At 67.4% G+C, this 22,268-nt stretch carries 24 protein-coding genes and 1 tRNA gene; 6 read left to right on the top strand and 19 right to left on the bottom strand.

Going from position 1 to position 22,268, the window contains the following annotated elements; all coding sequences use genetic code 11:
• Nucleotides 1–208 precede the first annotated feature (208 nt).
• From thrB to ACFWBD_RS33300, 6 genes are all read right to left on the bottom strand, one after another.
• A complete protein-coding gene (gene thrB, locus ACFWBD_RS33325; protein ID WP_385675152.1) occupies nucleotides 209–1,153 on the bottom strand; it encodes a homoserine kinase in 945 nt (314 codons plus the stop codon).
• A gap of 342 nt (nucleotides 1,154–1,495) precedes the next feature.
• Nucleotides 1,496–2,554, bottom strand: coding sequence for a threonine synthase (gene thrC, locus ACFWBD_RS33320; protein WP_351760786.1), 1,059 nt, complete (start codon nucleotides 2,552–2,554; stop codon nucleotides 1,496–1,498).
• 6 nt (nucleotides 2,555–2,560) lie between these two features.
• Complete coding sequence (locus ACFWBD_RS33315; RefSeq protein WP_385675148.1) at nucleotides 2,561–3,853, bottom strand: homoserine dehydrogenase; 1,293 nt, start codon at nucleotides 3,851–3,853, stop codon at nucleotides 2,561–2,563.
• Between the two features lie 357 nt (nucleotides 3,854–4,210).
• Nucleotides 4,211–5,602 (bottom strand): diaminopimelate decarboxylase, encoded by a 1,392-nt coding sequence (gene lysA / locus ACFWBD_RS33310; protein WP_385675145.1) that lies wholly within the window; start codon nucleotides 5,600–5,602, stop codon nucleotides 4,211–4,213.
• A gap of 15 nt (nucleotides 5,603–5,617) precedes the next feature.
• Nucleotides 5,618–6,670, bottom strand: a complete 1,053-nt coding sequence (gene nrtL, locus ACFWBD_RS33305) for an ArgS-related anticodon-binding protein NrtL (RefSeq protein ID WP_385675142.1) — start codon at nucleotides 6,668–6,670, stop codon at nucleotides 5,618–5,620.
• Nucleotides 6,671–7,176: 506 nt separating this feature from the next.
• On the bottom strand, nucleotides 7,177–7,707 hold the full coding sequence (locus tag ACFWBD_RS33300) for a response regulator (protein WP_385675219.1): 531 nt from the start codon (nucleotides 7,705–7,707) through the stop codon (nucleotides 7,177–7,179).
• A gap of 120 nt (nucleotides 7,708–7,827) precedes the next feature.
• On the opposite strand from ACFWBD_RS33300, the gene ACFWBD_RS33295 reads away from it, so the two are divergent.
• Nucleotides 7,828–7,899: transfer RNA gene (locus ACFWBD_RS33295), tRNA-Arg, on the top strand.
• 217 nt (nucleotides 7,900–8,116) lie between these two features.
• On the top strand, nucleotides 8,117–8,755 hold the full coding sequence (locus ACFWBD_RS33290) for a hypothetical protein (RefSeq protein WP_385675139.1): 639 nt from the start codon (nucleotides 8,117–8,119) through the stop codon (nucleotides 8,753–8,755).
• A 65-nt stretch (nucleotides 8,756–8,820) separates the two neighbouring features.
• Here the strand turns inward: ACFWBD_RS33290 and ACFWBD_RS33285 are convergent, their stop codons facing one another.
• The 10 genes from ACFWBD_RS33285 to ACFWBD_RS33240 all read right to left on the bottom strand — a co-directional run bounded on the left by ACFWBD_RS33285 (nucleotide 8,821) and on the right by ACFWBD_RS33240 (nucleotide 15,056).
• Complete coding sequence (locus tag ACFWBD_RS33285) at nucleotides 8,821–10,194, bottom strand: tyrosine-type recombinase/integrase (protein WP_385675136.1); 1,374 nt, start codon at nucleotides 10,192–10,194, stop codon at nucleotides 8,821–8,823.
• Nucleotides 10,191–10,385 (bottom strand): AlpA family transcriptional regulator, encoded by a 195-nt coding sequence (locus ACFWBD_RS33280; RefSeq protein WP_132888890.1) that lies wholly within the window; start codon nucleotides 10,383–10,385, stop codon nucleotides 10,191–10,193. The genes ACFWBD_RS33285 and ACFWBD_RS33280 overlap by 4 nt, the downstream gene beginning before the upstream one ends.
• Nucleotides 10,361–11,683 carry a replication initiator gene (locus ACFWBD_RS33275; protein WP_385675133.1) on the bottom strand — a complete coding sequence of 441 codons (1,323 nt, stop codon included), beginning with the start codon at nucleotides 11,681–11,683 and terminating at the stop codon, nucleotides 10,361–10,363. The genes ACFWBD_RS33280 and ACFWBD_RS33275 overlap by 25 nt, the downstream gene beginning before the upstream one ends.
• Nucleotides 11,684–11,813: 130 nt before the next feature.
• A complete protein-coding gene (locus ACFWBD_RS33270; protein ID WP_385279966.1) occupies nucleotides 11,814–12,065 on the bottom strand; it encodes a SpdD protein in 252 nt (83 codons plus the stop codon).
• 13 nt (nucleotides 12,066–12,078) lie between these two features.
• Nucleotides 12,079–12,273, bottom strand: a complete 195-nt coding sequence (locus ACFWBD_RS33265) for a hypothetical protein (RefSeq protein WP_037680541.1) — start codon at nucleotides 12,271–12,273, stop codon at nucleotides 12,079–12,081.
• A 9-nt stretch (nucleotides 12,274–12,282) separates the two neighbouring features.
• Nucleotides 12,283–12,474, bottom strand: coding sequence for a mobile element transfer protein (locus ACFWBD_RS33260; RefSeq protein WP_385675130.1), 192 nt, complete (start codon nucleotides 12,472–12,474; stop codon nucleotides 12,283–12,285).
• Complete coding sequence (locus ACFWBD_RS33255; protein ID WP_099936267.1) at nucleotides 12,474–12,674, bottom strand: hypothetical protein; 201 nt, start codon at nucleotides 12,672–12,674, stop codon at nucleotides 12,474–12,476. The genes ACFWBD_RS33260 and ACFWBD_RS33255 overlap by 1 nt, the downstream gene beginning before the upstream one ends.
• A gap of 19 nt (nucleotides 12,675–12,693) precedes the next feature.
• A complete protein-coding gene (locus tag ACFWBD_RS33250) occupies nucleotides 12,694–13,305 on the bottom strand; it encodes a DUF2637 domain-containing protein (protein ID WP_385675127.1) in 612 nt (203 codons plus the stop codon).
• A 3-nt stretch (nucleotides 13,306–13,308) separates the two neighbouring features.
• Nucleotides 13,309–14,694 carry an FtsK/SpoIIIE domain-containing protein gene (locus ACFWBD_RS33245; protein ID WP_385675125.1) on the bottom strand — a complete coding sequence of 462 codons (1,386 nt, stop codon included), beginning with the start codon at nucleotides 14,692–14,694 and terminating at the stop codon, nucleotides 13,309–13,311.
• Between the two features lie 5 nt (nucleotides 14,695–14,699).
• Nucleotides 14,700–15,056 (bottom strand): hypothetical protein, encoded by a 357-nt coding sequence (locus ACFWBD_RS33240; protein WP_385675122.1) that lies wholly within the window; start codon nucleotides 15,054–15,056, stop codon nucleotides 14,700–14,702.
• Nucleotides 15,057–15,423: 367 nt separating this feature from the next.
• Between ACFWBD_RS33240 and ACFWBD_RS33235 the strand changes: the two genes are divergently transcribed.
• Nucleotides 15,424–15,639: a hypothetical protein gene (locus ACFWBD_RS33235; RefSeq protein WP_385675120.1), complete on the top strand. Its 216-nt coding sequence runs from the start codon at nucleotides 15,424–15,426 to the stop codon at nucleotides 15,637–15,639.
• 49 nt (nucleotides 15,640–15,688) lie between these two features.
• Here the strand turns inward: ACFWBD_RS33235 and ACFWBD_RS33230 are convergent, their stop codons facing one another.
• From ACFWBD_RS33230 to ACFWBD_RS33220, 3 genes are all read right to left on the bottom strand, one after another.
• Nucleotides 15,689–16,417 (bottom strand): GntR family transcriptional regulator, encoded by a 729-nt coding sequence (locus ACFWBD_RS33230; protein ID WP_385675117.1) that lies wholly within the window; start codon nucleotides 16,415–16,417, stop codon nucleotides 15,689–15,691.
• An 83-nt stretch (nucleotides 16,418–16,500) separates the two neighbouring features.
• Nucleotides 16,501–16,938 (bottom strand): ATP-binding protein, encoded by a 438-nt coding sequence (locus tag ACFWBD_RS33225; protein ID WP_057603433.1) that lies wholly within the window; start codon nucleotides 16,936–16,938, stop codon nucleotides 16,501–16,503.
• Between the two features lie 284 nt (nucleotides 16,939–17,222).
• On the bottom strand, nucleotides 17,223–17,963 hold the full coding sequence (locus ACFWBD_RS33220; protein WP_385675115.1) for a GntR family transcriptional regulator: 741 nt from the start codon (nucleotides 17,961–17,963) through the stop codon (nucleotides 17,223–17,225).
• Nucleotides 17,964–18,044: 81 nt separating this feature from the next.
• Here ACFWBD_RS33220 and ACFWBD_RS33215 point away from each other — a divergent pair, with 81 nt between their 5' ends.
• The 3 genes from ACFWBD_RS33215 (at nucleotide 18,045) to ACFWBD_RS33205 (ending at nucleotide 21,518) form a co-directional block, all read left to right on the top strand.
• Complete coding sequence (locus ACFWBD_RS33215) at nucleotides 18,045–19,157, top strand: DUF1152 domain-containing protein (protein WP_385675113.1); 1,113 nt, start codon at nucleotides 18,045–18,047, stop codon at nucleotides 19,155–19,157.
• A complete protein-coding gene (locus ACFWBD_RS33210) occupies nucleotides 19,154–19,411 on the top strand; it encodes a hypothetical protein (RefSeq protein WP_385675110.1) in 258 nt (85 codons plus the stop codon). Before ACFWBD_RS33215 ends, ACFWBD_RS33210 begins: the two co-directional genes overlap by 4 nt.
• Before the next feature lie 346 nt (nucleotides 19,412–19,757).
• Complete coding sequence (locus tag ACFWBD_RS33205; protein WP_385675107.1) at nucleotides 19,758–21,518, top strand: ATP-dependent endonuclease; 1,761 nt, start codon at nucleotides 19,758–19,760, stop codon at nucleotides 21,516–21,518.
• Nucleotides 21,519–22,268: the final 750 nt, after the last annotated feature.

Genomic DNA, 22,268 nt, shown 5'->3' with positions numbered 1-22,268 from the left:
TGCCCTGTGGACCACTCAGCGTCGCTGTACTGCGTACTGCCCAGGTACGACGTACGGAACGCAGTGCGGCTTGGGGAGCTCCCGGAAGAATGTCTGTCCCGGAGGGGGACACGAAGCACCTCGCCATGGTGGGGTCGGGTGCAGACTTGAGGTTAACACTACCGGATCCAACAAACATTCCCCCTCTCGAAATCCGGCAACCGTGCGCTTAAATGTCGCCGGAGTGGCTGTCACCAGCGGGCGTGAGCGGCAGTACGCACGCGCCCTTCAGGTCCAGGGCCAGGCGGTTCGCGGCCCAGTCCGCGCCGGCCGAGGCCTCGATCTTGTCGGCCGTGCCCGCGTCGGCCAGCGCCATCACGGTGGGCCCGGCACCGGAGATGACGGCGGGAATGCCGTCGGCGCGCAGCCGTTCCACCAGTGCCGCGCTGTCGGGCATGGCCGGTGCGCGGTACTCCTGGTGCAGACGGTCCTCGGTGGCGGGCAGCAGCAGTTCGGGGCGCCGGGTGAGTGCCTCGACGAGCAGTGCGGCCCGGCCCGCGTTGGCCGCGGCGTCGACGTGCGGAACGGAGCGCGGGAGCAGACCGCGGGCGGTCTCGGTGAGAACCGGCTTCCCGGGCACGAAAACCACCGGAACGATGGAATCGGCGGGCTCCATCCTGATCGCCCGCGCGGCGCCCGACTCCATCCAGGACAGGGTGAACCCGCCCAGCAGACAGGCCGCCACGTTGTCCGGGTGACCCTCGATCTCGGTGGCGAGTTCGAGCAGCGCCGCGTCGTCGAGCTTGCTCTCGCCGCCTATGGTCACCGCGCGCGCGGCGACGATACCGGCGCAGATCGCGGCGGAGGAGGAGCCGAGGCCGCGACCGTGCGGGATGCGGTTGGCGCAGACGATCTCCAGCCCGCGCGGCTGGCCGCCCAGGACGTCGAAGGCGGTGCGCAGGGAGCGGACGAGGAGATGCTTCTCGTCACGCGGAAGCGTCTCGCTGCCCTCCCCCGCGATGTCGATGTGCAGCCCGGAGTCGGCCACCCGGACGACGACGTCGTCGTAGAGTCCCAGCGCGAGGCCGAAGGCGTCGAAGCCCGGGCCGAGGTTGGCGCTGGTGGCGGGGACGCGCACCCGGACGGGGGCGGCACGGAAGGCGGGACCGGCCATCTCGCGATGACTCTCCTTGAGCTGCGGGACTGTCGAATGACATTCGATATGTACGGGAGACCTGTACGGGGAACCCTGGAGTCCGCGGCGACGACGCGGCTACGACACGGTGACGAACGCGGCACTGCGGCATATGCGGCGGGCGGATTCAGTACAGCCTATCGAAGGATGGTTCTGTGGCGACATAGGGCGCACGGGCGGCGCACGATGCGTGTCGCAAGCCCTTTGTGCACCCCTGCGCGGGAAAGCCCCCTGCGAGCCGCTTTCCGGCTGCCCGCGAGTCGCCCACAAGTGCTTCGGCGACTCACGGGCGACTCACGGGCGACGCGACGTGCCGGCCGCTTACGCGAGACCGAGGCGCTCGGCCGCCGTCACCGCGTCGACCGGGACGGTGACGGGCTGCGGGGCGCCGGCGACGGCCCAGTCGGGGTCCTTCAGACCGTTGCCGGTGACGGTGCACACGATCTTCTGCCCCGGGTCCACCTTGCCCTGCTCGGCGGCCTTCAGCAGACCGGCCACGGACGCGGCGGACGCGGGCTCCACGAAGACGCCCTCCTGCGCGGCCAACAGCCGGTAGGCGCGCAGGATCTCACGGTCCGTCACCTCGTCGATGAAGCCGCCGGACTCCTCCTGCGCGGCCAGCGCGAACTTCCAGGAGGCCGGGTTGCCGATGCGGATCGCGGTGGCGATGGTCGACGGGTCCTTGACGACCTCGCCGCGCACGATCGGGGCGCTGCCCGACGCCTGGAATCCCCACATACGGGGGGTCCGCAGGGCGATCTTGTCGGCGGCGTACTCCTGGTACCCCTTCCAGTACGCGGTGATGTTGCCCGCGTTGCCGACCGGCAGGACGTGGATGTCGGGGGCGTCGCCGAGCATGTCCACGATCTCGAACGCGGCCGTCTTCTGGCCTTCGATGCGCACCGGGTTCACCGAATTGACCAGCGCCACCGGGTAGTTGTCGCTCAGCGCACGGGCGAGCGTGAGGCAGTCGTCGAAGTTGCCGTCGACCTGGAGGATCTTCGCGCCGTGGATGAGCGCCTGCCCCATCTTGCCGAGCGCGATCTTGCCCTGGGGGACGAGAACGGCCGAGACCATGCCGGCCCGCACCGCGTAGGCGGCGGCGGAGGCGGAGGTGTTGCCGGTGGAGGCGCAGATGACGGCCTGCGCGCCCTCCTCCTTGGCCCGCGTGATGGCCATGGTCATGCCGCGGTCCTTGAAGGACCCGGTGGGGTTGGCGCCCTCCACCTTGAGGTGGACCTCGCAGCCCGTGCGCTCGGAGAGCACCTGCGCGGGCACGAGGGGCGTGCCGCCCTCACGGAGCGTCACGACCGGCGTGCTGTCGGATACCGGCAGTCGGTCCCGGTACTCCTCGATGATTCCGCGCCATTGGTGGGTCATTGCTGGTTACTCTCCTTCAACCCGCATGATGCTGGCGACACCCCGCACGGTGTCGAGCTTGCGCAGCGCCTCGACGGTCCCGGTGAGGGAGGCGTCGGAGGCGCGGTGGGTGACGACGACGAGAGAGGCCTCGCCGTCCTTACCCTGCTGGCGAACCGTATCGATGGACACCCCGTGCTCGGCGAACACGGTCGCCACCTGGGCGAGAACGCCCGGTTTGTCGGCGACGTCCAGGCTGATGTGGTAGCGCGTGACGACGTCGCCCATCGGCGACACCGGCAGGGCGGCATACGCCGACTCGCCGGGCCCCGTTGCCCCGCTGAGCCGGTTGCGGCAGACGGCGACGAGGTCGCCGAGCACGGCGGAGGCGGTGGGAGCACCGCCGGCGCCGGGACCGTAGAACATGAGCTGCCCGGCCGCGTCCGACTCCACGAACACGGCGTTGTAGGCGCCGCGCACGGAGGACAGCGGGTGGCTCAGCGGAATCATCGCGGGGTGCACGCGCGCGGTGACCGACCCGCCGTCCGCGGCCCGCTCACAGATGGCGAGCAGCTTGATGGTGCAGCCCATCTCCCTCGCCGAGGCGAAGTCGGCCGCCGTCACCTCGGTCATGCCCTCGCGGTAGACGTCGTCGAGGCGCACGCGCGTGTGGAAGGCGATCCCGGCGAGGATGGCCGCCTTGGCGGCGGCGTCGAACGCCTCGACGTCGGCGGTGGGGTCGGCCTCGGCGTATCCCAGGGCGGTGGCCTCGTCGAGGGCCTCCTGATACCCGGCGCCGGTGGAGCCCATCTTGTCGAGGATGAAGTTCGTGGTGCCGTTGACGATCCCGAGCACGCGGTTGACCTTGTCCCCGGCGAGGGACTCGCGGAGCGGCCGGATCAGCGGGATCGCGCCGGCGACGGCGGCCTCGTAGTAGAGGTCCTCGCCGTGCTCCTCGGCGACGGCGTGCAGCGCGGCGCCGTCCTGGGCGAGGAGCGCCTTGTTCGCGGAGACGACGGAGGCGCCGTACTCGAAGGCGGTGGTGATGAGCGTACGAGCGGGCTCGATGCCCCCGATGACCTCGACGACGACGTCGATGTCGCCGCGCTTGACGAGGGCGGTGGCGTCGGTGGTGACGAGGGCGGGGTCGATGCCCTCACGGACCCGGGAGGGGCGCCGAACGGCCACACCGGCCAGTTCCACCGGGGCCCCGATCCTCGCGGCGAGGTCGTCGGCGTGCGTCGTCATGATGCGCGCCACCTCTGAGCCGACCACTCCACAGCCCAGCAGCGCCACCTTCAGCGGACGCGTACGCATCATCCGACCTCGTTTCCTCATACCGTCTACGGTTGTTTCCGGTTGACCCAGTCTCACTCACCGGACCGGAGTTTCTATCCCTGGTCCGGATCGTGAGACATCTATTTCATTTTCACCGGGGCGGCAGACAGGAGATCTTCCGCCCTTTTCCGTCGACGGCTGTTCGGCGTCCATCGGCGGCTCTCGACAGTTTCCGGCAGCCGTCCGGTCGGCCCTTCAGTCGGCCGTTCCGCCGACCGTCCCGACTGCCGTCCTCCCTGCCGTCCTCCCTGCCGTTCTCTCTGCCGTTCTCTCTACGGTTTTCTGCTGCAGTTCCCTGCCGTTCTCTCCGCAGCTCTCTCCGCCGTTGCGTTCCTGCTCTCAGCCCACGTCGAGCCGCAGCAGATCCTCCTCGGTCTCCCGCCGCACGATGACCCGCGACTCCCCCTCGCGCACGGCGACCACGGGCGGCCGCAGTACATGGTTGTAGTTGCTGGCCATGGACCGGCAGTACGCGCCCGTGGCGGGCACGGCGATCAGGTCACCCGGTGCCAGGTCGGAGGGCAGGAACGCGTCCTTCACGACGATGTCGCCGCTCTCGCAGTGCTTGCCGACGACCCGCGCGAGCATCGGCTCGGCGTCGGAGGTCCGGGAGACCAGCGCGACGCTGTACTCCGCGTCGTACAGCGCGGTACGGATGTTGTCCGACATGCCGCCGTCGACGGAGACGTACGTACGCAGCCCGTCGAGGGGCTTGATGGTGCCGACCTCGTAGAGGGTGAAGGCGGTCGGACCGACGATCGCGCGGCCCGGCTCCACGGAGATACGAGGGGTGCGGAGGCGGGCGCCCTCACACTCACGGGTGACGATCTCGGTGAGCGCCTTGGCGATCTCGTGGGGCTCGCGGGGATCGTCGTCGCTGGTGTAGGCGATGCCGAGGCCGCCGCCGAGGTCGATCTCGGGCAGCTCGACGCCGTGCTCGTCCCGGATGTCCTTGAGCAGTCCGACGACCCGGTGGGCGGCGACCTCGAAGCCGGACATGTCGAAGATCTGCGACCCGATGTGGGAGTGCAGCCCGATGAGTTCGAGCCCGTCGAGCTGAAGAGCCCGCCGGACGGCTTCCGCGGCCTGTCCGCCCGCGAGCGGAATCCCGAACTTCTGGTCCTCGTGCGCGGTGGCGATGAACTCGTGCGTATGGGCCTCGACGCCGACGGTGATACGGATCTGCACCCGCTGCCGCTTACCGAGGGACTGCGCGACATGGGCGACGCGCACGATCTCCTGGAAGGAGTCGAGGACGATACGCCCGACACCGGCCTCGATGGCGCGGTGAATCTCGTCGACGGACTTGTTGTTGCCGTGGAAGGCGATGCGATCGGCGGGCATGCCGGCGGAGAGGGCGGTGGTGAGCTCGCCGCCCGAACAGACGTCGAGGTTGAGCCCCTCCTCGTGCAGCCACCGCACGACGGCCCGGGACAGGAACGCCTTGCCGGCGTAGAAGACGTCGGCGTCGGCCCCGAAGGCGGTACGCCAGGCACGGGCCCGTTCCCGGAAGTCGGCCTCGTCGAGGATGTAGGCCGGCGTGCCGTGCTCCTCGGCGAGGGCGGTGACGTCGACACCGCCCACCGTCAGCGCACCGTCGGTGTTACGGGTGACGGTGTGCGCCCAGACCTTGGGGTGGAGGGCGTTGAGATCGGCGGGCGGGGCCGAGTAGTGCCCCTCCGGAAAGACGTCGGCGTGACGGGGCCCGGCGGGGTGGGCGGAACGGCTCATCGTGGGCGTGCTCTTTCAGAGATGGTCGGGTGCGTCGATGCCGAGCAGGGACAGGCCACCGGCCAGCACCGTCCCGGCGGCTTCGGCAAGCGCGAGCCGGGCACGGTGGGCGGCCGAGGGTTTCTCCTCACCACGGGGCAGGACGGTGGGGAAGAAAGGGGTGACGGCGTCGGCCACGGCGAGGAGATGCCGGGCGAGCCGGTCGGGAGCGTGCCGCTCCGCCGCCGCGGCCAGGATGCGGGGATGGCCGGCGAGGGCGATCTCGAGTTCACGTGCGTCCTGGACGTCTCCGGGGTGGGCGTCGAAGCCGAGGTCGGCGGCGTTACGGCTGAGCGCCCGGATGCGGGCGTGCGCGTAACGGACCCGGAAGAGCGGGTTGCCCTCCCGCTGGGACAGGAACGCGGCCGTCGTGCGGGACCGGTCATGAGCGGCCGGGTGGAGAAGAGCCCAACGACCGGCGTCGCGACCGAGAGGAACGGGATCGCCCGGGGCGGCGGGGACGGGCCGCACGTTGACCTCGAGCGGAGCGGGCGCGTCGGGCGTGCCGTACGCGTCGACCTCGGCACCGAGCACCTCGGCCCACTCCCGCTCGGGACGCGCCACACAGCTGGTACGGACGAGGGCGCCCTGCGAACGCAGCACCCGGGCGACGACGTCCATGACGACGACCGCGCGTACCTCATGAGGAGCGTGCAGCTGCACAAGCTGCCCGGTAGGACGCTCGGCGTGCCCATACCTCACCCCGCTCCTGCGGATCTCCCGCACGAGCGCGCCCGACGCCTTTGCCCGGTGCAGGCTGATATTGAGAAACCCCGGCCCGGTGACCACAACATCACTGACACCGACGGCACCGAGGAGATACGGCCGGAGAACCTCGGCGACCCGCTGCGGCGGCTGCCCGGCCGGCCGCGCGAGCTGGAGGGCGATGTTGGTCGCGTAGTCCCCACAGCCACCGGGCCCAGGAGCGGTGACCACGACCCGCCCCGGCACGACCACACTCAGCTCCCCGTCATCGACAGCACGACGCACCGCGCGCAGCACGGTACGGGAGAGCTCGACGGGAGTCACGGCACAAGCGTAGGGGAGGAGGGGGGTGGGCAGGCGAGCCGGTTTCCCAGAGGTCCGGGATGTGGACGCGCGGGGAGGGCGGGATGCCGACTGCGTGAGGGGGCGTGGCGGCAGCCACACTGGGGGCGTGGCGGCAGCCACACTGGGGGCGGGACGCCGACTGCGGAGGGGCGGAGCGCGGGCCGGGAGAGGCGGGGCGCTGGCCGCGGAGGGGGCGGGGCGCGGGCCGCGGAGAGGCGGAGCGCGGGCGCGGAGAGGCGGAGCGCGGGCCGCGGAGAGGCGGGACGCCGACCGCGGAGGGAGCGGGACGCCGGGCATCGGGCCGCGCAGACCGTTACAGGCAGTGGTGCCGGGCGAAGGGTGCGGGCAGCAGCGGAACCACTGGGACCGCACAGACATGGAACAGGCACGGAACAGACGTGGACAGGACGGAACGGACCGGGACGGACCAGGACGGACTCACGACCTACCGATGCGGGGCCCTGCGTCAGGCCTGCAGAAGGGTGTCACTCGGCACCTGAGCCCGCACCGCCCGGCCCTACACCTTTCCCCACCCCTACGCCTTCCCCTGCCCCGAGCACACCCCCGAGCCCCCTCTCCAGACCCAGACCACCCCTACGCTCCATCAACTCTCTTACCACGGAGACGAGTTCGGCAGGGTCGAAGGGCTTGGCGAGGAACGCGTCGACACCGACCTCAAGACCGGCCTCGACCTCGTACTGCGTACAGGCGCTGATGACGACCAGGGGGAGATCACGCGTCCGCGGATCGGCACGCAGCCGAGCGGCGGTACGCAACCCGTCCAACCGGGGCATGACGACATCGAGCGTCACGAGATCGGGCTGCACCTGATGAACGACATCCAGACACTCGACACCATCGCCCGCGGTCACGACCTCGATGCCCTCCAGCTCGAGATTGACCCTGATCAGCTGCCGGATGACCTTGTTGTCGTCCACAACAAGCACCCGGCCCGACGCGCCTGGCACAACTCGAGAGTAGGTCGGGACCGGCCACCGCGTCCGGGTTTTCCCCACTTCCACCCCGTGCGGGCGGCCCACACCCCTCCCCGGACCCGCAGAAACCCGTTCATGAACACCCCGAGCGAGCTGGTAGTGTTCTACCCGTCGCCGCGAGCAACACCTCACGACCGACACGCCCCCGTAGCTCAGGGGATAGAGCAACGGCCTCCGGAGCCGTGTGCGCAGGTTCGAATCCTGCCGGGGGCACCTTGAATCAGGTGCCCAAAGACCCCGCCACCAGCGCTTTCGCTGAGGACGGGGTCTTGGCGTATGTGCAGGCAGATGCAGCCCGAAGCGGCTCTATGTCGAGGTCCGTGGACGAGGCGTGGACGGGATCTTGGGGCTTTCCCGCAGGTGATGCCCTTACCGCCGAGCAGAATGCTCCCTGGACAGTCGAATCGACGGGTTGGGGGACCGCGTGGACGTGACCACTCTTGCCGTCGCGCTCATCAGCGTCGGGGGAACACTGGGCGGCACTCTGGGCGGGGCGGTGCTCAGCCAGCGCGCCAGCCGGGCCCAAGCCGCAGAGCAGAACCAGCGCGCCGATCGTGAACGGGCAGAGGAACGCACCGATCAAGCGCTGCAAGCCAAGCGCGATCTGTATGCCCTGCTGAACACCACGGCTCGCGCTTACCGGATCGCCGCCCGAGACGCCGTCCGAGCAGCCGAGCGCGGTGAAAGCAGCGAGCCGGCAGTCCTAGACGCCGCAAAGGACGCTTGGGCCGACCAGTACGCACAGGCGCAGATGGCGCTGCCGAAGGACGTTCTGGAAGTGGCCTCGACCCTGAACAGGGCACTGGGAGTCGGGTACTTGGTCGTCAAGCAGCTGCCGAGCAGCACTGACCTGGACGGGGCATACGCGCGGGCGAAGACATGGTTCAGCGGTTCAATGTCCGATGGCGTGTACCTGCTGAGGGTGGCGCTGCGACATGACCTCGGTGTCGAGGTCAACGCGAACTTCGAGCAGGCTCGTATGCAGATGCTCGCCACGCTCGACAGCTCGCGGAGACACCTGGAGCGGCTGCTCGCCGCCGAGCGAATTCAGGCCCCTGAGGTGAATTGAAGGGCACTTCAAAAGAAGAGGCCCCTGGACGGCATGCCAGGGGCCTCGGACACATTCAGGCGGTGTCACTCGTACTCACGAAGCAGATCCTCGATACGCCGGTTGGCAACGTCCTGCCGTCCGTCCAGGCACTTCGCGTAGCGGGTCAGCAGTACCTCAACGCTGTTGCCAGCGCGCTCGGCCACCTCGGTGGGATCGACTCCGGCATTGAGCCAAGTCGACAGCGCCGAGTGCCGGAGGTCGTACGGGCGGCTCGCGAGCGGTGAGAAGGCGATGGCCGGCGGGAGCGCGAGAAGCCGGGCCTCCTGCCACACGCGGTAGTAGGTCGAGGACGGGACGACCGAGCCCTTCTCGCTGGAGAAGAGGCGCCCGTCGTCCGCGGTCCCGAAGGTGGCCAGGTGCTCGCGGAACATGGCCACGAGGTGGGGCGGAATGGGCACTCGTCTGACGTCCTCGGTCGGCCGGTTCTTCAGCCCGCGATCGTCGTGGGTCTCCCCCGAGTCAGTCCACTGCTTGCCAACCGACGGACGAGTCCGGTGGAGCAACGCCGAGCCCCAGCCTTCGTCGGGGAGGATCAGATCCGTTTCGACAAGGCCGACCGCTTCAGCCGGCCGGAGGCCACCGAAGTACATCGCGGCGAACAGACCCACGAGACGACGGCCGCGGGCACGCCGGTATCCGCCCACATAGGAGACGGCCGCCAGGAGGTTGCGCGCCTGCTCCGGGTTGGCGACGACGCGCGGGTCAACCTGGTTGGACACCTTCGGTTTCTGCCAGCGGACAGCCGTAATGGGGTTCTCGCGCAGCTCCCCCAGGTCAACCGCATAGTTCGCAGCGTTGACGAGGGTCCGACGCTTGCGCCGCACGGTCTCTGCCGCTGCCGCCGTGCCGTCGAGCTTGAGCTTCAGCGAGTCGAGGACCGCTCGGGCCGTGGCTGGATCAGCAAGATCGGCGAGCGGTCGGGAGGCCTTGGACACCCAGTGGAGAACGTTCCGTACGTCGTCCGGGATTTCCCGATCGTCGGGCCCCGGCAAGACGAAGGACCAGTTGCGCAGCGCTTTGCGGATCACCTCATCGGACGGCCGTCCGGCACGCTCGTCGAGGAGCTCCAGCGTCACGCTGGTGAGGGATTCATTGATGCCGTCCCTCGTATTGGGGGCGGCATGGGGCCATTTCATGGCGAGGTATCTGAGGGCGAAGGCGTACCAGGACACGGCCGACTTCTTCTCTTCCATCGAGGCCGGAAGGCCCGACTCGGTGTCGAACTCTTCACCGTCGCGCATCGCTCGCATGAGCTTCGTGCGGTAGTGGTCGGCGAGCGCCTTTGTGCGGAATGACTCCGAGAGCACGTTGCCAGCAACGGACCAGCGGACACCGTACGAGGGCGTTTTGGTGTCCCGCTTGCGAACCGCCCAGACCTTCACGTCAAGGGACTTCACGCCGCTGCCTCCAGCTGTCGAAGCCACGTGGTGAAGTCACTCCGCCATACCCGGAGCTCTCCGTTGGGCAGCTTGAACGCGGCCGGGCCGTATCCCAGCTCCCGCCAGCGGTAGAAGGTGCGGCGAGAGACGCCGCCCAGCTCGTCCAGGACCTGGCGAACGGTCATCAGCTCGTCGCGACGGGCATCCATGTCGGTTCTCCTTCCGTTCCGGGGGCCGGTTCGAGGGATGCGGACAGCCAGGCTTCGGCGCGGGAGAGGCCGGTTCCGGCGAAGACCCAGTGCGAGAGGACGAGGGTCGTTTCCGTCGGCTCTGTCTCGACCACCGGGGCGACCTGTGCACGTCGCCAGTCGGCGCGGGCGGTGCGGAGCGCGCCGAGGGTGGTGGAGTAGCGGCGGGACTTGGTGGAGAAGTGGCCGCGGAAGCCGAGCATGTGCGCCCAGGCCCGTAGGCGGATCTCGGCGAGCTCGGGGCGTGCGCCGAGGGTCCAGGCGACGCGGATCATGCGTCGGGCGTGTTCGCTGATGCGTGCCTGGGCGAGTTCGGCGAGGAACTTTAGCGGGCGGTCGAGGGTGCCCGTTGCCGTCTCGGCACCCTTGGTCGCGTACTTCGCGATGTACGAGGCGACGGCTCGTTCGGTGAGCTCCTGGCCGTCGTCGAAGTCGGCGGACCGGATCGTGCGGACGTCGAGTTGGCGGCCGAAGGCGAAGCTATGGGCGCGTCCGTCGATGGTCGGGCCGTCGGCGCGGGCGGCGGAGGCTGCGGCCTGGATGGCGTCGGTCAGGAGCTCTGCCGTCGCCCAGGCGGGCGGTGGGGTGTCGCCGCCTTCCGGGCCGTCGATGCGGATGACCGCGTGGAAGTGCACGGCACCGCGCTTCTGATACTCGGCGACCTTCGCGAAGGAGACGCGGGCATGGTGGCGGAAGGTGCGTTGGGTGAGGCCGGCGCGCTTGGCGATCTCCCGGCGGAGGTAGATGGAGAAGCGCCGCCAGAGGTGCCCGGCGTGGGCGTTCCAGAGCACGGCCGCTTCGTAGTCGTACCGGTCCGGGTCGAGGGGCGTGCCTAACGTGCTGTCGTTCTCGTCGTGGCGGGCACCGCAGCGGCAGGGGCGTCCGTCGGTGCGGCGGTTGTGGACGGGGCCGAAGCCGGGGGCGGTGAAGGTGGCGAAGACGCGGGGATGGGTGGCGACCTGGTCCGAGGTGCCTTTGCCGCCGCGTAGTCCGGCGGTGATCAGGTGGTAGGTGTCGCGGCGGTAGGTCTCGGCGCAGGCAGGGCAGCGGGTCGCGCGGCGGTTGTTGCAGCGGACGAGGAGTTGGCCGGCCGGGAGGGCGGTCGAGTCGAGGTGGTGCAGGGTGCGGCCGATTTCGCCGGTTGCCGTGTCGACGGCGTATTCGGTGCGGTGGCCGTCGAGGCGGATGGGGTGGGTGCAGCCGCCCAGGCCGGAGAGTTGGCGGGCCAGCTCGGGCATTGTGCCGAGGGAGGCCAGCATGGAGAGTTCCGCCAGCGGGGGCGGAGTCTGCCGGGTGATGATGGGACTTCCTTTCGGCTGTTTCTGCGGTTGGGAGGGACGGCCCCGGGGCGGCGGGATGCTTGGCGGCGTTTGCCGCCCCGGCGGCCGGTCAGCGCCTTTTGACGTCGTTCAGCAAGGAGCGCAGGACCACGGCGGCGATGGCCACGGACACGGCCGTGATGGCGACGGCCGCCAGGAGCGCGGTGAGGACGACTCCGCCGACCAGGACTGCGGCGACCAGACCCGCGTAAGGGCTGAGCGAGCGGCCGGCGGCGGTCGGAGCCGGGTTGTGCTGGTGGTGCTGCTGCGGGATGAGGGTCGACGGCGGAGTGGGAACGTCGGGCAGCTTGGGGCGGAACATGGCGGAGCTCCTTTCAGCGGTTGTCGCCGTTGACGACGCCGACCCCGGAGCGGGTGCCGGACTCGATGGCGGGGGCGAGGAAGGTGTGGGAGAGCCAGAAGCCGAACAGGGCGATCACGACGGCGACCCACATGCGCACGCCGAGGAACTTGATCGCGGCCCAGGCGATGACGCCCAGGACGAAGACGAGCGGGAGCGAGACGGTCACGGGGTCCCCTCAGCGGACGCGGCAGCGGTGGGTGCGGGCGGCGAGTTCGGCGGCGGCGCGGGTGTCGAAGTCGTTGGAAAAGTCGCAGCGGGGGGCAGTGCACACGGCGGTGTGCTTCTCGCGGCCGCGGCCGTCGTAGGCGGTGCCGACCTGGACGGGGCCGATGCGGACGACGTTGCGGAAGCGGCGGTTGATGGACATCAGGGCAGCTCCTTCGGTTCGTCGTGGTTCTCGCCGGTGAAGTCGGCGACGTGGTCGAGCAGCCACCGCCGGATCTCTGCGCCCTCGTACTCGTCGGCGGTGAGGATCACGGGTTCGGCGATGAGCATTGCTTCGGTGAGGCGGTTCTGACGGGTCAGCTCGGCTGCGCGGTTGAGCGCGCGGAGCGTGGACGGACGCAAGGTGGAAAGTCCTCCGGGGTCAGGTGAGTTGGGCGGCAATGGATTCGGCGAGCGGCAGCGGGACGCCGAGGCGCGTGCGAAGGGTTGGGGTATCGATGTCAGTCCCGGTCCGAGTCCGGTGGTCGTCGGCGACCTTGCGAGCGAGGGCGACGAGCGCGGGCGGGACAGGGGCGGCGGCGGGCTGTGCGGCCGGTTGCGGGTCGACGGCGGGCAGCGCTGGGGCGGTAGTCGTGACGGGCGTGACCGGAGCCTCGTCTCTGTCCGGGGCCGGGGTGCCATGCGCGAGGAGCGTTCCGCCGAGGAAGGCGACCGCGGGCCACCCGGCGACGAGGATGCGCAGCCAAGCCGGGACGTCCCCGAGGTCGAGCAGGCCGGCCGTGGCGACATTCGCGCCCAGCGACGCGACCAGGGCGACAACGAACCAACACCAGCCAGCGGCTTTCGCCGCACCGGAGCGCAGCCGTCGCCAGGCCGCGACGAGGAGCAGGTCAACGCTGATCGGGTAGGCCCACGCCTTCCAGCCGTCCTGTCCGGCCGCCGCAGCGAGGTCGTGCAGGTGCGCGAAGGAGAGCGCGGCGGCGATGGCCGCTTGGACCAGTACGGGGTCGATGCGGATGCGGTGGGTGCGCATCGCTCACTCCTCCGGCGTGGAGGAGGCGAGATGCGCGGTGGGCACCGGTTGGGGGCTGTCGAGGACTACGGGCGGGACGTACGGCCGGAACGGCATGAGCGCCGGAACGTCCGGAGCGAGGTGAGCCGTGTCCCGGCAGGTGGCCGCAGCGGCGGCGAGGGAGAGGTACGGAGTACGGATGCGGGACCAGCCGCCTGAAGTGTCACCAGCCACGGCCAGGCCCGGCAACTCGGCAGGGATAGCGCAGGAGGCGTAGACCGCTTCGGGGGCGATGTCGCCCAGGGCCATCTTGGCCGACGCTTCGTCGTTGACGCGGTGGCATACGCGGCCGGTGAGCTGAGCCCGCAGCATGGTCGCGCCCTTGCCCAGCTCGGCGCCGAAGCGCTGCCCGCAGACCTCCAGGTAGATACCGGCCGCACGGCCGAGCTGAGCGAGGCGGATGAGGTGGGTGACCATCTCATCCCGCCGCTCCTCGTCCTTGCGGCTCGCGACGAGGAAGAGTTCGGCCACCTCGTCGACGAACAGCACGACGGGTACCGGGCGTTCGCTCCCGGGCAGTCCCCAGATGTCTGAGGTGATCTCCTCGTCGGGCATGCCGGGGGCGATCCCCTGTCGAGCCTTGATCAGGTCGTATCGGTCCTCCATTTCCTTGACCAGGACCGGGAGCAGCTCGGCAGCCTCGCCCGGATCGGTCGCCAGCGCGGTAAAGCGGGAAGCGAACGGAGCCAGCTCCACGCCCCGCTTGCAGTCGACGCCGACCAGAGCGACGGGCTGCCGGGCTAGCCTGGTGATCAGGTTCCGCAGGTACATGGACTTGCCCGACAGCGTTGCTCCGAGGACGAGTTCATGTGGGACGGCGCGGTAGTCGCGTAGGAACGCCGTGGCGTCTTCCCGCAGTGCCACCGGCACCTTGAGGAATCCGTCCTCGATCCGTCGGGGCATCCGGACCTTGCGCAGGACGTCGAAGCCGATGAGCCGTAGTTCGACGACACCGGGCTTGACGTCCTTCACGTACACGCCGTGGACGCCCCAGGCATGGCGAAGTCGTTCCGCCGAGGCGGCGACGTCGGCGGGTTCCTGCCCCGGAGCGAGGCGGAGCCGGACGCGCAGGCCGGTCGTAGTAGGCCGGATGATGCCCCGCCGAGGCGGAACCGGACGGATCTCCCGTCGGCTGGTCGCCTTGATGGCCAGCACCCGCAACCGGGACGGCTCGACGGTCAGACCGCAGGCGTCCATGGTCGAGGAGTACGAGGCCAGCAGCCGGGCCACCGAGACCGGCAGCCCGACCGTGGACCAGTACGCGGCCGGGTTGGTGTGCCGGACGTAGGCTGCGCCGCCTATCGCAGCGAGCGGTGTGCCCAGCTCGGCCAACGTGATCAGGTCCGTCACGACGATCAGCCTGCCTGAGCGACCGGGACCGGGAAGGCACCCGGCGCGATCGCGGTAGCCCGGTAGGCGATGCCATGCCGCTGCTGGCCGTTGAACACGCTCTCCCACGGCCGGGCGATGAGCCCCGGCAGGGACACCGGAGCGCCGACGGCCAGGCCCTCCGTCACACCGCTTTCGGGCACCGTGACCTGGATGAGCGACGAGTCCCCCTCGTCGATGAAAACGACGCCGACGGTCATCAGCGCCTCACCGCTCACGGCGTCCTTGGCGATCTCACCGGTCTGCCGGTCACGCACCTTCGGCGCCGGCGCTTCGGTGAGCAGGATCGTCGCGGTCGAGGCGTCAACGCGGATCACACGCACAGAGATTTCTCCTTTGAAGTCGACCAACTCGCCACCTGACAAGTTGACTTAGCAAGTTCGAAGTTAGAGATGCCAGGTTGACTTGTCAAGTGCTTCCCGTGCCCGTCAACGAGCGTCGCCAGCACCGCGAGCGCACCATGAAGCCAGCCAGCACAGAGGAGGGCGGGACATGGGCCGAAGAGACCGCGCTCAAGGTCCACAGCCATGGGATCCACGTGACTCGCAAGGGTCCACGCCACCACGGGACGTCCGGTCGACACCGCCACAGGGGCCCCCGCCAAGCACTCCCTACCAGGGCGGGCAGCCGCCGGCCCAACCGAAGAAGCGACGACGCGTCTTCCTGTGGCTCTTTCTTGCCGTCCAGCTCTTGTTCCTGATCTGGGTGATCACGGGTGCTTCGACCGCCAGCGGCACGCCCGAAGACTGCCGAAGCCTGACAGGCGACGACCTGAAGCTGTGTGAAGACGCGAGCGAAGTCGGAACGACAATCGGCGTAGGGCTCATCATCGGCCTATGGGCAGCCGTCGACGTCATCCTCGGCTTCACATACGTGGTCTACCGGCTCGCCGGTCGACGCACCTGAGACGAGCCACCGCACTACGCAGCGCGCGTGACCCGCACATCCGGACAACTCAGCCGAGTCGGTAGGTATCTTCGAGTTCCTGCCCATCAGCAGGAAGCAGCACGTCAGAGACCTGCAAAGCCTGGCCGGACGCGTCGCGGGCGACGACCAGGACGCTGAGGACGGGCACGCCATCAGGCAGGCCGAGGAGCTCGGCCTCACCGGCATCCGGCATCCTGGCCGAGACCCGCTCCGTCACATGGTCGAATCGGACCTTCTTCCGGCCCTCAAGGTGCTCTCGGACGCCCACGCCCAGCGGCTCGGAGCCACCCAACTCAGTGCCCTCGACGAGGCCGGCCGGAAAGTACGAGGACGCTAGTTCAACAGCCTCGCCATCCACCTCGACCAGGAACCGGCGCATCAGGACCTTGGCCCGCTTGGGCAGCCCGAGCACGGAGGCCACACGCGCCGGAACCGGCACCTGGTCCACTACAACCAGGCGTCCAGGAGTCCGCAACTCATCCCGCTCCAGCACTTCGCGCCCGCGGCGTTCCTGATGCTCGACGTCAGCCGGCCGTCCCCGCACGATGGTGCCGTAGCCCTGCCGGGACTCGATCCAACCGTCTCGTTTCAGCAGCTCAAGGGCGCGCACGACGGTAGGGCGGGACATTCCGAACGCTTGGACCAGCTGATTCTCACTGGGGACCTTCGTGCCCGGCGGGTAGGTGCCGTCCTCGATGCGCTGCTGAATCGTCTGCGCGAGGCGTACGTACTTCGGCGCCTCTACTTCATACGCCATGCACGCCGCCCGTCAGGATTGGCCAAGTCAACTGGTCAATCAGACTAGCGACAGTGCATATAGAAAAGAACCCGGCTCCGCCTTCAGGTCGGCCAGGCATCGGCCATCACGAAGGAGACGACCGTCCCGCCGAAGCGACTGGGCCCCGAGTGCCAGGACTCGGCGATGGAGTCGACGAGAAGCAGTCCGCGCCCGTGCGCGTCGACAGCGTCAGGCTGCCGCAGCCTCACCCTGGCCGGGAAGCCGGCGTTGTGCACCTCGACCTTGAGCGAGGCCCCGTCCCGGAACCACTCCACCCGAACACGCCACACCTCATCGGACCGCCCGTAGACGATGGCGTTCGTCACGAGTTCCGAGATCATCAGTACGCAGTCGTCGACCGAACAGGCCGGGTTGTACGGAGCGATGAACTTCCGGAACCAACGCCTGGCCAGGTGCACGGACTCCGCGACGGGATACAGGGTCATCGCCCCGAGTCGCGGCGAGTCCTCAGAGGGATAGCGATCGATCGTAAAGGCCATCCGTGCTCACTCCTTGCCGCTGCCGTCACAGTCGAGGCAGCGCCGTTTCGATGCGGCACGGGCACGGTCGTCGACGGTGGACAGCACCAGGGCCGTGCGCGAGCTGACGCGTTTCCAGCCCCGCCCACGGCATCCCCGGCAAGCTAAGTGCGCGCCTTGCTCCGGCCGCTGACCCGTCACAACGTGCCCCCTTCATTAAGTGGCCTTAGCCACTTAATGGATGGTGGCATTAGCCACTCACGCTGCGCAAGCGAAACCGCCAAATGACGATCCATCAAGTGCGCTCAGGTGAGGGGGTAGCCCTGCTCGAACGCCCAGCGCTGCGGCGGGTACGTGGCTTCGGCGAACTCCAATGGCCGGTCCTGGAGGTCGAAGACGACGTGGTGCACGATCAAGACCGCGGATCCAGAGTCGAGTTGCAGGTCTGCCGACTCCTCGTCGGTCGCCTGCCGGGCACACATCCGGTCCTCGGCGTAACTCCCCTGCCGCCCCGTCATGTTCTCGACGTACATCAGGGTGCCCTCTTGGATCCGCTCCGGCTCCAGGAGCTTGGGCGCCCGCTGCCCGACGTCCGGCGCGAACCACGAAGTGGACAGGGCGATGGGCCCGTCCTGATTGTTCGTCACGCGCCGACGGTGCACGGCCCGCCGATCCTTCACCAGACCCAGCGCCTCAGCAACGTGATCCGGAGCATCCAACCAGCCGGCCGAGGTGATGACCGCGTACTCACCAGGGGTGTAGATCTTCCCCGTCTGCCGCGCCCGCCCATACAACTCCCGTGCCCTGCGGTTCACTTCAAGGCTGCGCACGTACGTGCCAGAGCCCTGCCGCTTCTCGACGAGCCCCTGGTTGCTCAGCGCCTCCAACGACCGCGCGGCCGTCGGCCTGGACACCTTCCAGTTCGTCGCAAGCTGCCGCTCAGAGGGCACCTCATCGCCCGGCCTGAGGTCGCCCCGAAGGATCTGATCGCGGATGTAATGAGCGATCTGGAGATACTTCGGTTGCGCCTCTTCGATCTGAGGCATGTCCCCTCCTCGTCCAAGTGGCTATGGCCTCTAGCCACTATAGGGTGAGTGGCCAGACCCCGAACCCGTAATGTTGCGCACATGACGCGGTTGATCGTCGCAGCAGGAGGAGGGGGCGACGCAGTCGCCTCCGCAATGCTTGACGCCGCCTTGTACGGCGACGCCGACCAGGCGGTGATCCTCACCTACGCGTGGGACCGCCTGTTGGTCGACCCGGTCCCGGGTCCCCGCGGCCCCGCCGACTTCACGGGACTCGAACCACTCACCCCGTCTGTCTGGTCGGTGCCGGCCGAAGCCCGCCCGATCGCTCCAGCAGGCTCCACACTCCCCCGGCTCGCGGCAGAGTTCCCGCACACCTTCGCTTTGATCGATCCGTATCACGGCGTCGAAGGTGTCACGCGCCAACTCGAAGAGCTGATCAGCCGTTTGAGGCCGGACTCAATCGACCTCCTGGACGTGGGAGGTGACATCCTCGCGCGAGGCGATGAGCCCACGCTCAAGAGCCCGCTTGCCGACGCTCTGACTCTGGCCGCGTGCTGCCAGGTGAACGCTCCCGTGCGGCTCCTGGTCGCAGGCCCCGGCCTGGACGGTGAACTTCCGCCCGACGAGGTGCGCAGCCTGCTTGGCCCCCTCGTCCACACCTTCACCGCAAAGGACACTGAGCCGGTCAGCGCAGTCCTGGAGTGGCACCCGTCCGAGGCAACCGGGATGCTCGCAGCGACAGCACGAGGGATACGCGGCATCTGCGAAGTCCGGGATGCAGGACTCCCCATCCCACTCACGGACGCCGGCCCGACGCTCCACGAAGTCGACCTGGACGACGCCCTGAACCGCAACGAACTGGCCCGCGCCATCCTCTCGACCAGCACCCTGGACGAGGTCGAGGCGCACAGCCGCGAGGTCTGCGGCTACTCGGAAATCGACTACGAACGCAACAAGGCCGCCTGGCTCAAGGACCAGCCGGCGGTGGAACTCGATCCCGCCACCGTGCTGCATCAGCTCGACGACTTCGAGAACGAGGCCCGAAGCCGCGGAGTCACCCACACGACGTTCCGCCGGCTCACCGAGGCTTTGGGCATTCCCGGCAGCCAGCGCGAAGACCTCCGCGCACTGCTCCTCCATAGCCGACCGGATCGATACGCAGCCCCCCTCTGGGAGCTGACAGCCGTCGAGGACGAGACGCAACCACGATGAGCGTCTTCAGAAGCGATCTCAACCTGGAGGCACGGGACGTCACCGGCACCGGGGCGGAGGCCGACGTAGCCCTGAATCTCGCGACCGGCAACATCAGGCTGTCGATCCTCTGGACGCAAGACATCCAGCTCTCCGCCGACGACGCCGACCAGGTAGCCGACGCCCTCCGGCGAGCAGCCGCGGAATCCCGAAGCCTCGCGATGACCAAGGAAGCTCAAGCCACCGAGGACCCGTCAGGCCCACCAGTAGCCTGAGTTACAACCTTCTTCACGGGTTCAAGGCGGCTCGCTCCGCTCCCCGCGCGCGGCCCGGCCCCCGGCCGGGCCTGCACTCCTGCCTTCGTCCCGCTCCAGCCCGGCCGGCGCCCGTGCCGCGCTATCAATGGTGAGCTACCGATGGCAGAGGCCTCAGCGAGCTGCGACTGAGCGGGGTTCGCATGTTCGTTGCATCGAACGCCTATCGATCAGAGCCGCGGATGCCACATGCCCAGAATTGGGAAACAACGCCCGCCATCCTGCCCCCTCTCTTATGATCACCTCACATCAAGCCTGCCGGGCACCGTCTCCGGGCTTGTAGTACGCCGCAGCTGGGGAGGATGCGATGATCGATAGGATCAGACTTCGAAACTTTAAAGCTTTCGAGGACTTCACCATCACACTCAAGGAATCATCGCTTCTCGTGGGGCCGAACAGCGCCGGGAAAAGCACAATTCTGTCATCACTCAAGTTTGCTGAAGCATGCCTGCGGAATGCGAAGCGGGCCAGGTTCTCCCTGAGTCGCAGGCACGGCGACTCCTGGGTCCAAGGATATCCGATCCCGGTAAAAGAGTTCGAACTCCTCAATGAGAGCGTGCGTCACGAGTTCAGAGAAAGCAACGAGACAAGCCTCGAATTGACTTGGAAGAACGGTTGCAAGCTGCTGGCAATTTGGCCTGAGAGCACTTCCGGAGGGGATGACACCCCCTACTTTTATTTGCTGGACGTTATGGGAAGGATCCCAAAGACGCCTAAACAAGTGAAAGAGGAATACTCATCGATCGGAATCATTCCAGCACTTACTCCCCTCGAGCATGAGGAGGAATTCCTGACGACAGACTACGTCAGGAAGAATCAGACGTCTCGACTTAGCAGCCGCCACTTCAGGAATCAGCTGCGCATCCTGAGTGGAGACTACGACGAATGGAACGATTTCCTGGATTTCGCTGAACCCTGGATGGGTGGAATTGAGATCTCCGTCCCCGTTGTTCGATATGGCCCAAAGACAAATATTGATGTCTTCTATACGGAACCTGGGAGTGGCAAAGAGAAAGAGCTTGTGTGGGCCGGGGATGGCGTACAGATCTGGCTTCAACTCCTATTGCACATCTACCGACTGAAGAATTTTCCTACGCTTGTGCTCGATGAGCCCGAAGTCTTTCTGCATGCCGACTTGCAGCGTCGCTTGATTCGACTGATCGACTCCCTGGGCATTCAGGTTGTACTAGCGACGCACTCTAGCGAAGTACTGGCCGAAGCCGACAGTAAGGCGATCGTTTGGATTGATAAGTCAAAAAGGAGAGCCATTCGCGCCCCACGGAAGGAGGGTATGGAAATCCTCAGTTCCACACTTGGCACTGCTTTCAATTTGGGCATGGCGAAAGCACTGAGAGCTAAAGGAGTGGTATTTGTCGAAGGGAAGGATCTGAGGACACTAAGAATTCTCGCCAAGAATCTTAGCTTCACTAATGTCGTGGCCGACATGGAGCTGGCGGTTGTGCCTATCAATGGATACAGCCATTGGGGCAGCGCTGAAGCCTTCGGGTGGCTCGTCAAAGACTTTCTAAAGGGTTCGGTCGGCTCGATCATTATCCTTGACCGCGACTACCGGACGCCAGCACAGGTGGAGGCCGTGTCGGAAAAGCTGGCGGAAGCGGGCTTGCATTGCCATGTATGGCACAAGAAGGAACTCGAAAGCTACCTTATTTCACCCGCAGCTATCTCTCGACTCTCTGGATGCCCGCTGGCGGAGGTCGAACAAGCAATGAACGTGATCATGGAAAATATGTATGGTGACGTATTTGCAAAGATCAACTTTGAGCGGCAGGCCACAGAGAGATCAGCCAAGCTCCACGAGGTAAATATCACGGCATCCACACTGGCCGATTTTGCACTGAAATGGGCCGACGTGGAATATAGACGTTCCGTATGCCCACCTAAAGACATTTTGTCAGAGATGAACGAATACCTGCAGAAGGGAAAGTGGAAGGCAGTTTCCTTTGGTGCGCTCGCAAGGCATATCCGTAAGGAAGAGGTGGCCGACGAGATGATTCAGGTACTTACTCGTATTGATAGGCTCGCCGAGCATGGCGCGCCCTCTAACTGAGGGTAAGAAAAAAGCCAGTCCTCTTGCGGTGGCCAGCAAACGACCGGGGTCACGTAGAGCTACCCGCCGTTGTGAGAAGTTCGGCCGTCGTTGCTGGCTGTCGCCAACGACACCTCCGATAGCGTGGCTGAGGCCGGTGGGGGTGCAGCGAGGCATACGCGCGCCTGGTCGGCCAGTGCACCCGCCGTCGTGGCTGACTGTCGTCGGCTGAGGTTCGTGCCACAACCGTGCCACATGCAGAGGTCAGCCACGGTCAGGGCCAGACGATCGGGTGCGGTCATCGTGCTGATCTCCTTCGAGGCTTCGACACTTCGAAGATCAGCCGGTGGCCGTTCATCTATGCGGGCACCATCCCGATGCCGGAGCAAACCCCCGGATCAGGTCGCAACCCGTACACCACTTCCCTGGACGTAACCGCCGGCCGTCCTGAGGCCGTGCCAGATTGTGCGGGTAAACCACGGGGAACACCGGGGAACCAGCCGACCTCGCACCAGGCGGCCCATCTAGCGAAGGTCGAGCGGGCAGTCAGCGGGACCCGTTCCTCTCACGCCGGACAGCCGTACAGGAAGGCCCGGCAAGCCCTCCTCAATGCGTTCGACGATGAGGCCCGGAGCCGCGGAGTTACCCACACCAACTTTCGGCATCTCACTGTGGTCCTGAACCTCAACGGTGCCCAGCGAGACGACCTGCGCGGGGAGCTCCCATCCCGGCTGCCGTCGACCCAGACAGAGCCTGTCTCTTATACACATC

It is taken from the genome of Streptomyces sp. NPDC060002 (assembly GCF_042737245.1).
In the GTDB taxonomy this organism is placed as follows: Bacteria; Actinomycetota; Actinomycetes; order Streptomycetales; family Streptomycetaceae; genus Streptomyces.
Note: the sequence above shows the minus strand (reverse complement) of the source record. Positions and strands in the feature narration are given on the sequence as shown.

Bases quoted from the DNA above. Each gene is read 5' to 3' on its own strand.
- thrB (WP_385675152.1), bottom strand. From the start codon at position 1,153: ATGGCCGGTCCCGCCTTCCGTGCCGCCCCCGTCCGGGTGCGCGTCCCC.
- thrC (WP_351760786.1), bottom strand. From the start codon at position 2,554: ATGACCCACCAATGGCGCGGAATCATCGAGGAGTACCGGGACCGACTG.
- ACFWBD_RS33315 (WP_385675148.1), bottom strand. From the start codon at position 3,853: ATGATGCGTACGCGTCCGCTGAAGGTGGCGCTGCTGGGCTGTGGAGTG.
- lysA (WP_385675145.1), bottom strand. From the start codon at position 5,602: ATGAGCCGTTCCGCCCACCCCGCCGGGCCCCGTCACGCCGACGTCTTT.
- ACFWBD_RS33280 (WP_132888890.1), bottom strand. From the start codon at position 10,385: ATGGATGCCCGTCGCGACGAGCTGATGACCGTTCGCCAGGTCCTGGAC.
- ACFWBD_RS33275 (WP_385675133.1), bottom strand. From the start codon at position 11,683: ATGCTGGCCTCCCTCGGCACAATGCCCGAGCTGGCCCGCCAACTCTCC.
- ACFWBD_RS33270 (WP_385279966.1), bottom strand. From the start codon at position 12,065: ATGTTCCGCCCCAAGCTGCCCGACGTTCCCACTCCGCCGTCGACCCTC.
- ACFWBD_RS33260 (WP_385675130.1), bottom strand. From the start codon at position 12,474: ATGTCCATCAACCGCCGCTTCCGCAACGTCGTCCGCATCGGCCCCGTC.
- ACFWBD_RS33250 (WP_385675127.1), bottom strand. From the start codon at position 13,305: ATGCGCACCCACCGCATCCGCATCGACCCCGTACTGGTCCAAGCGGCC.
- ACFWBD_RS33230 (WP_385675117.1), bottom strand. From the start codon at position 16,417: ATGGCGTATGAAGTAGAGGCGCCGAAGTACGTACGCCTCGCGCAGACG.
- ACFWBD_RS33225 (WP_057603433.1), bottom strand. From the start codon at position 16,938: ATGGCCTTTACGATCGATCGCTATCCCTCTGAGGACTCGCCGCGACTC.
- ACFWBD_RS33220 (WP_385675115.1), bottom strand. From the start codon at position 17,963: ATGCCTCAGATCGAAGAGGCGCAACCGAAGTATCTCCAGATCGCTCAT.
- ACFWBD_RS33215 (WP_385675113.1), top strand. From the start codon at position 18,045: ATGACGCGGTTGATCGTCGCAGCAGGAGGAGGGGGCGACGCAGTCGCC.
- ACFWBD_RS33210 (WP_385675110.1), top strand. From the start codon at position 19,154: ATGAGCGTCTTCAGAAGCGATCTCAACCTGGAGGCACGGGACGTCACC.
- ACFWBD_RS33205 (WP_385675107.1), top strand. From the start codon at position 19,758: ATGATCGATAGGATCAGACTTCGAAACTTTAAAGCTTTCGAGGACTTC.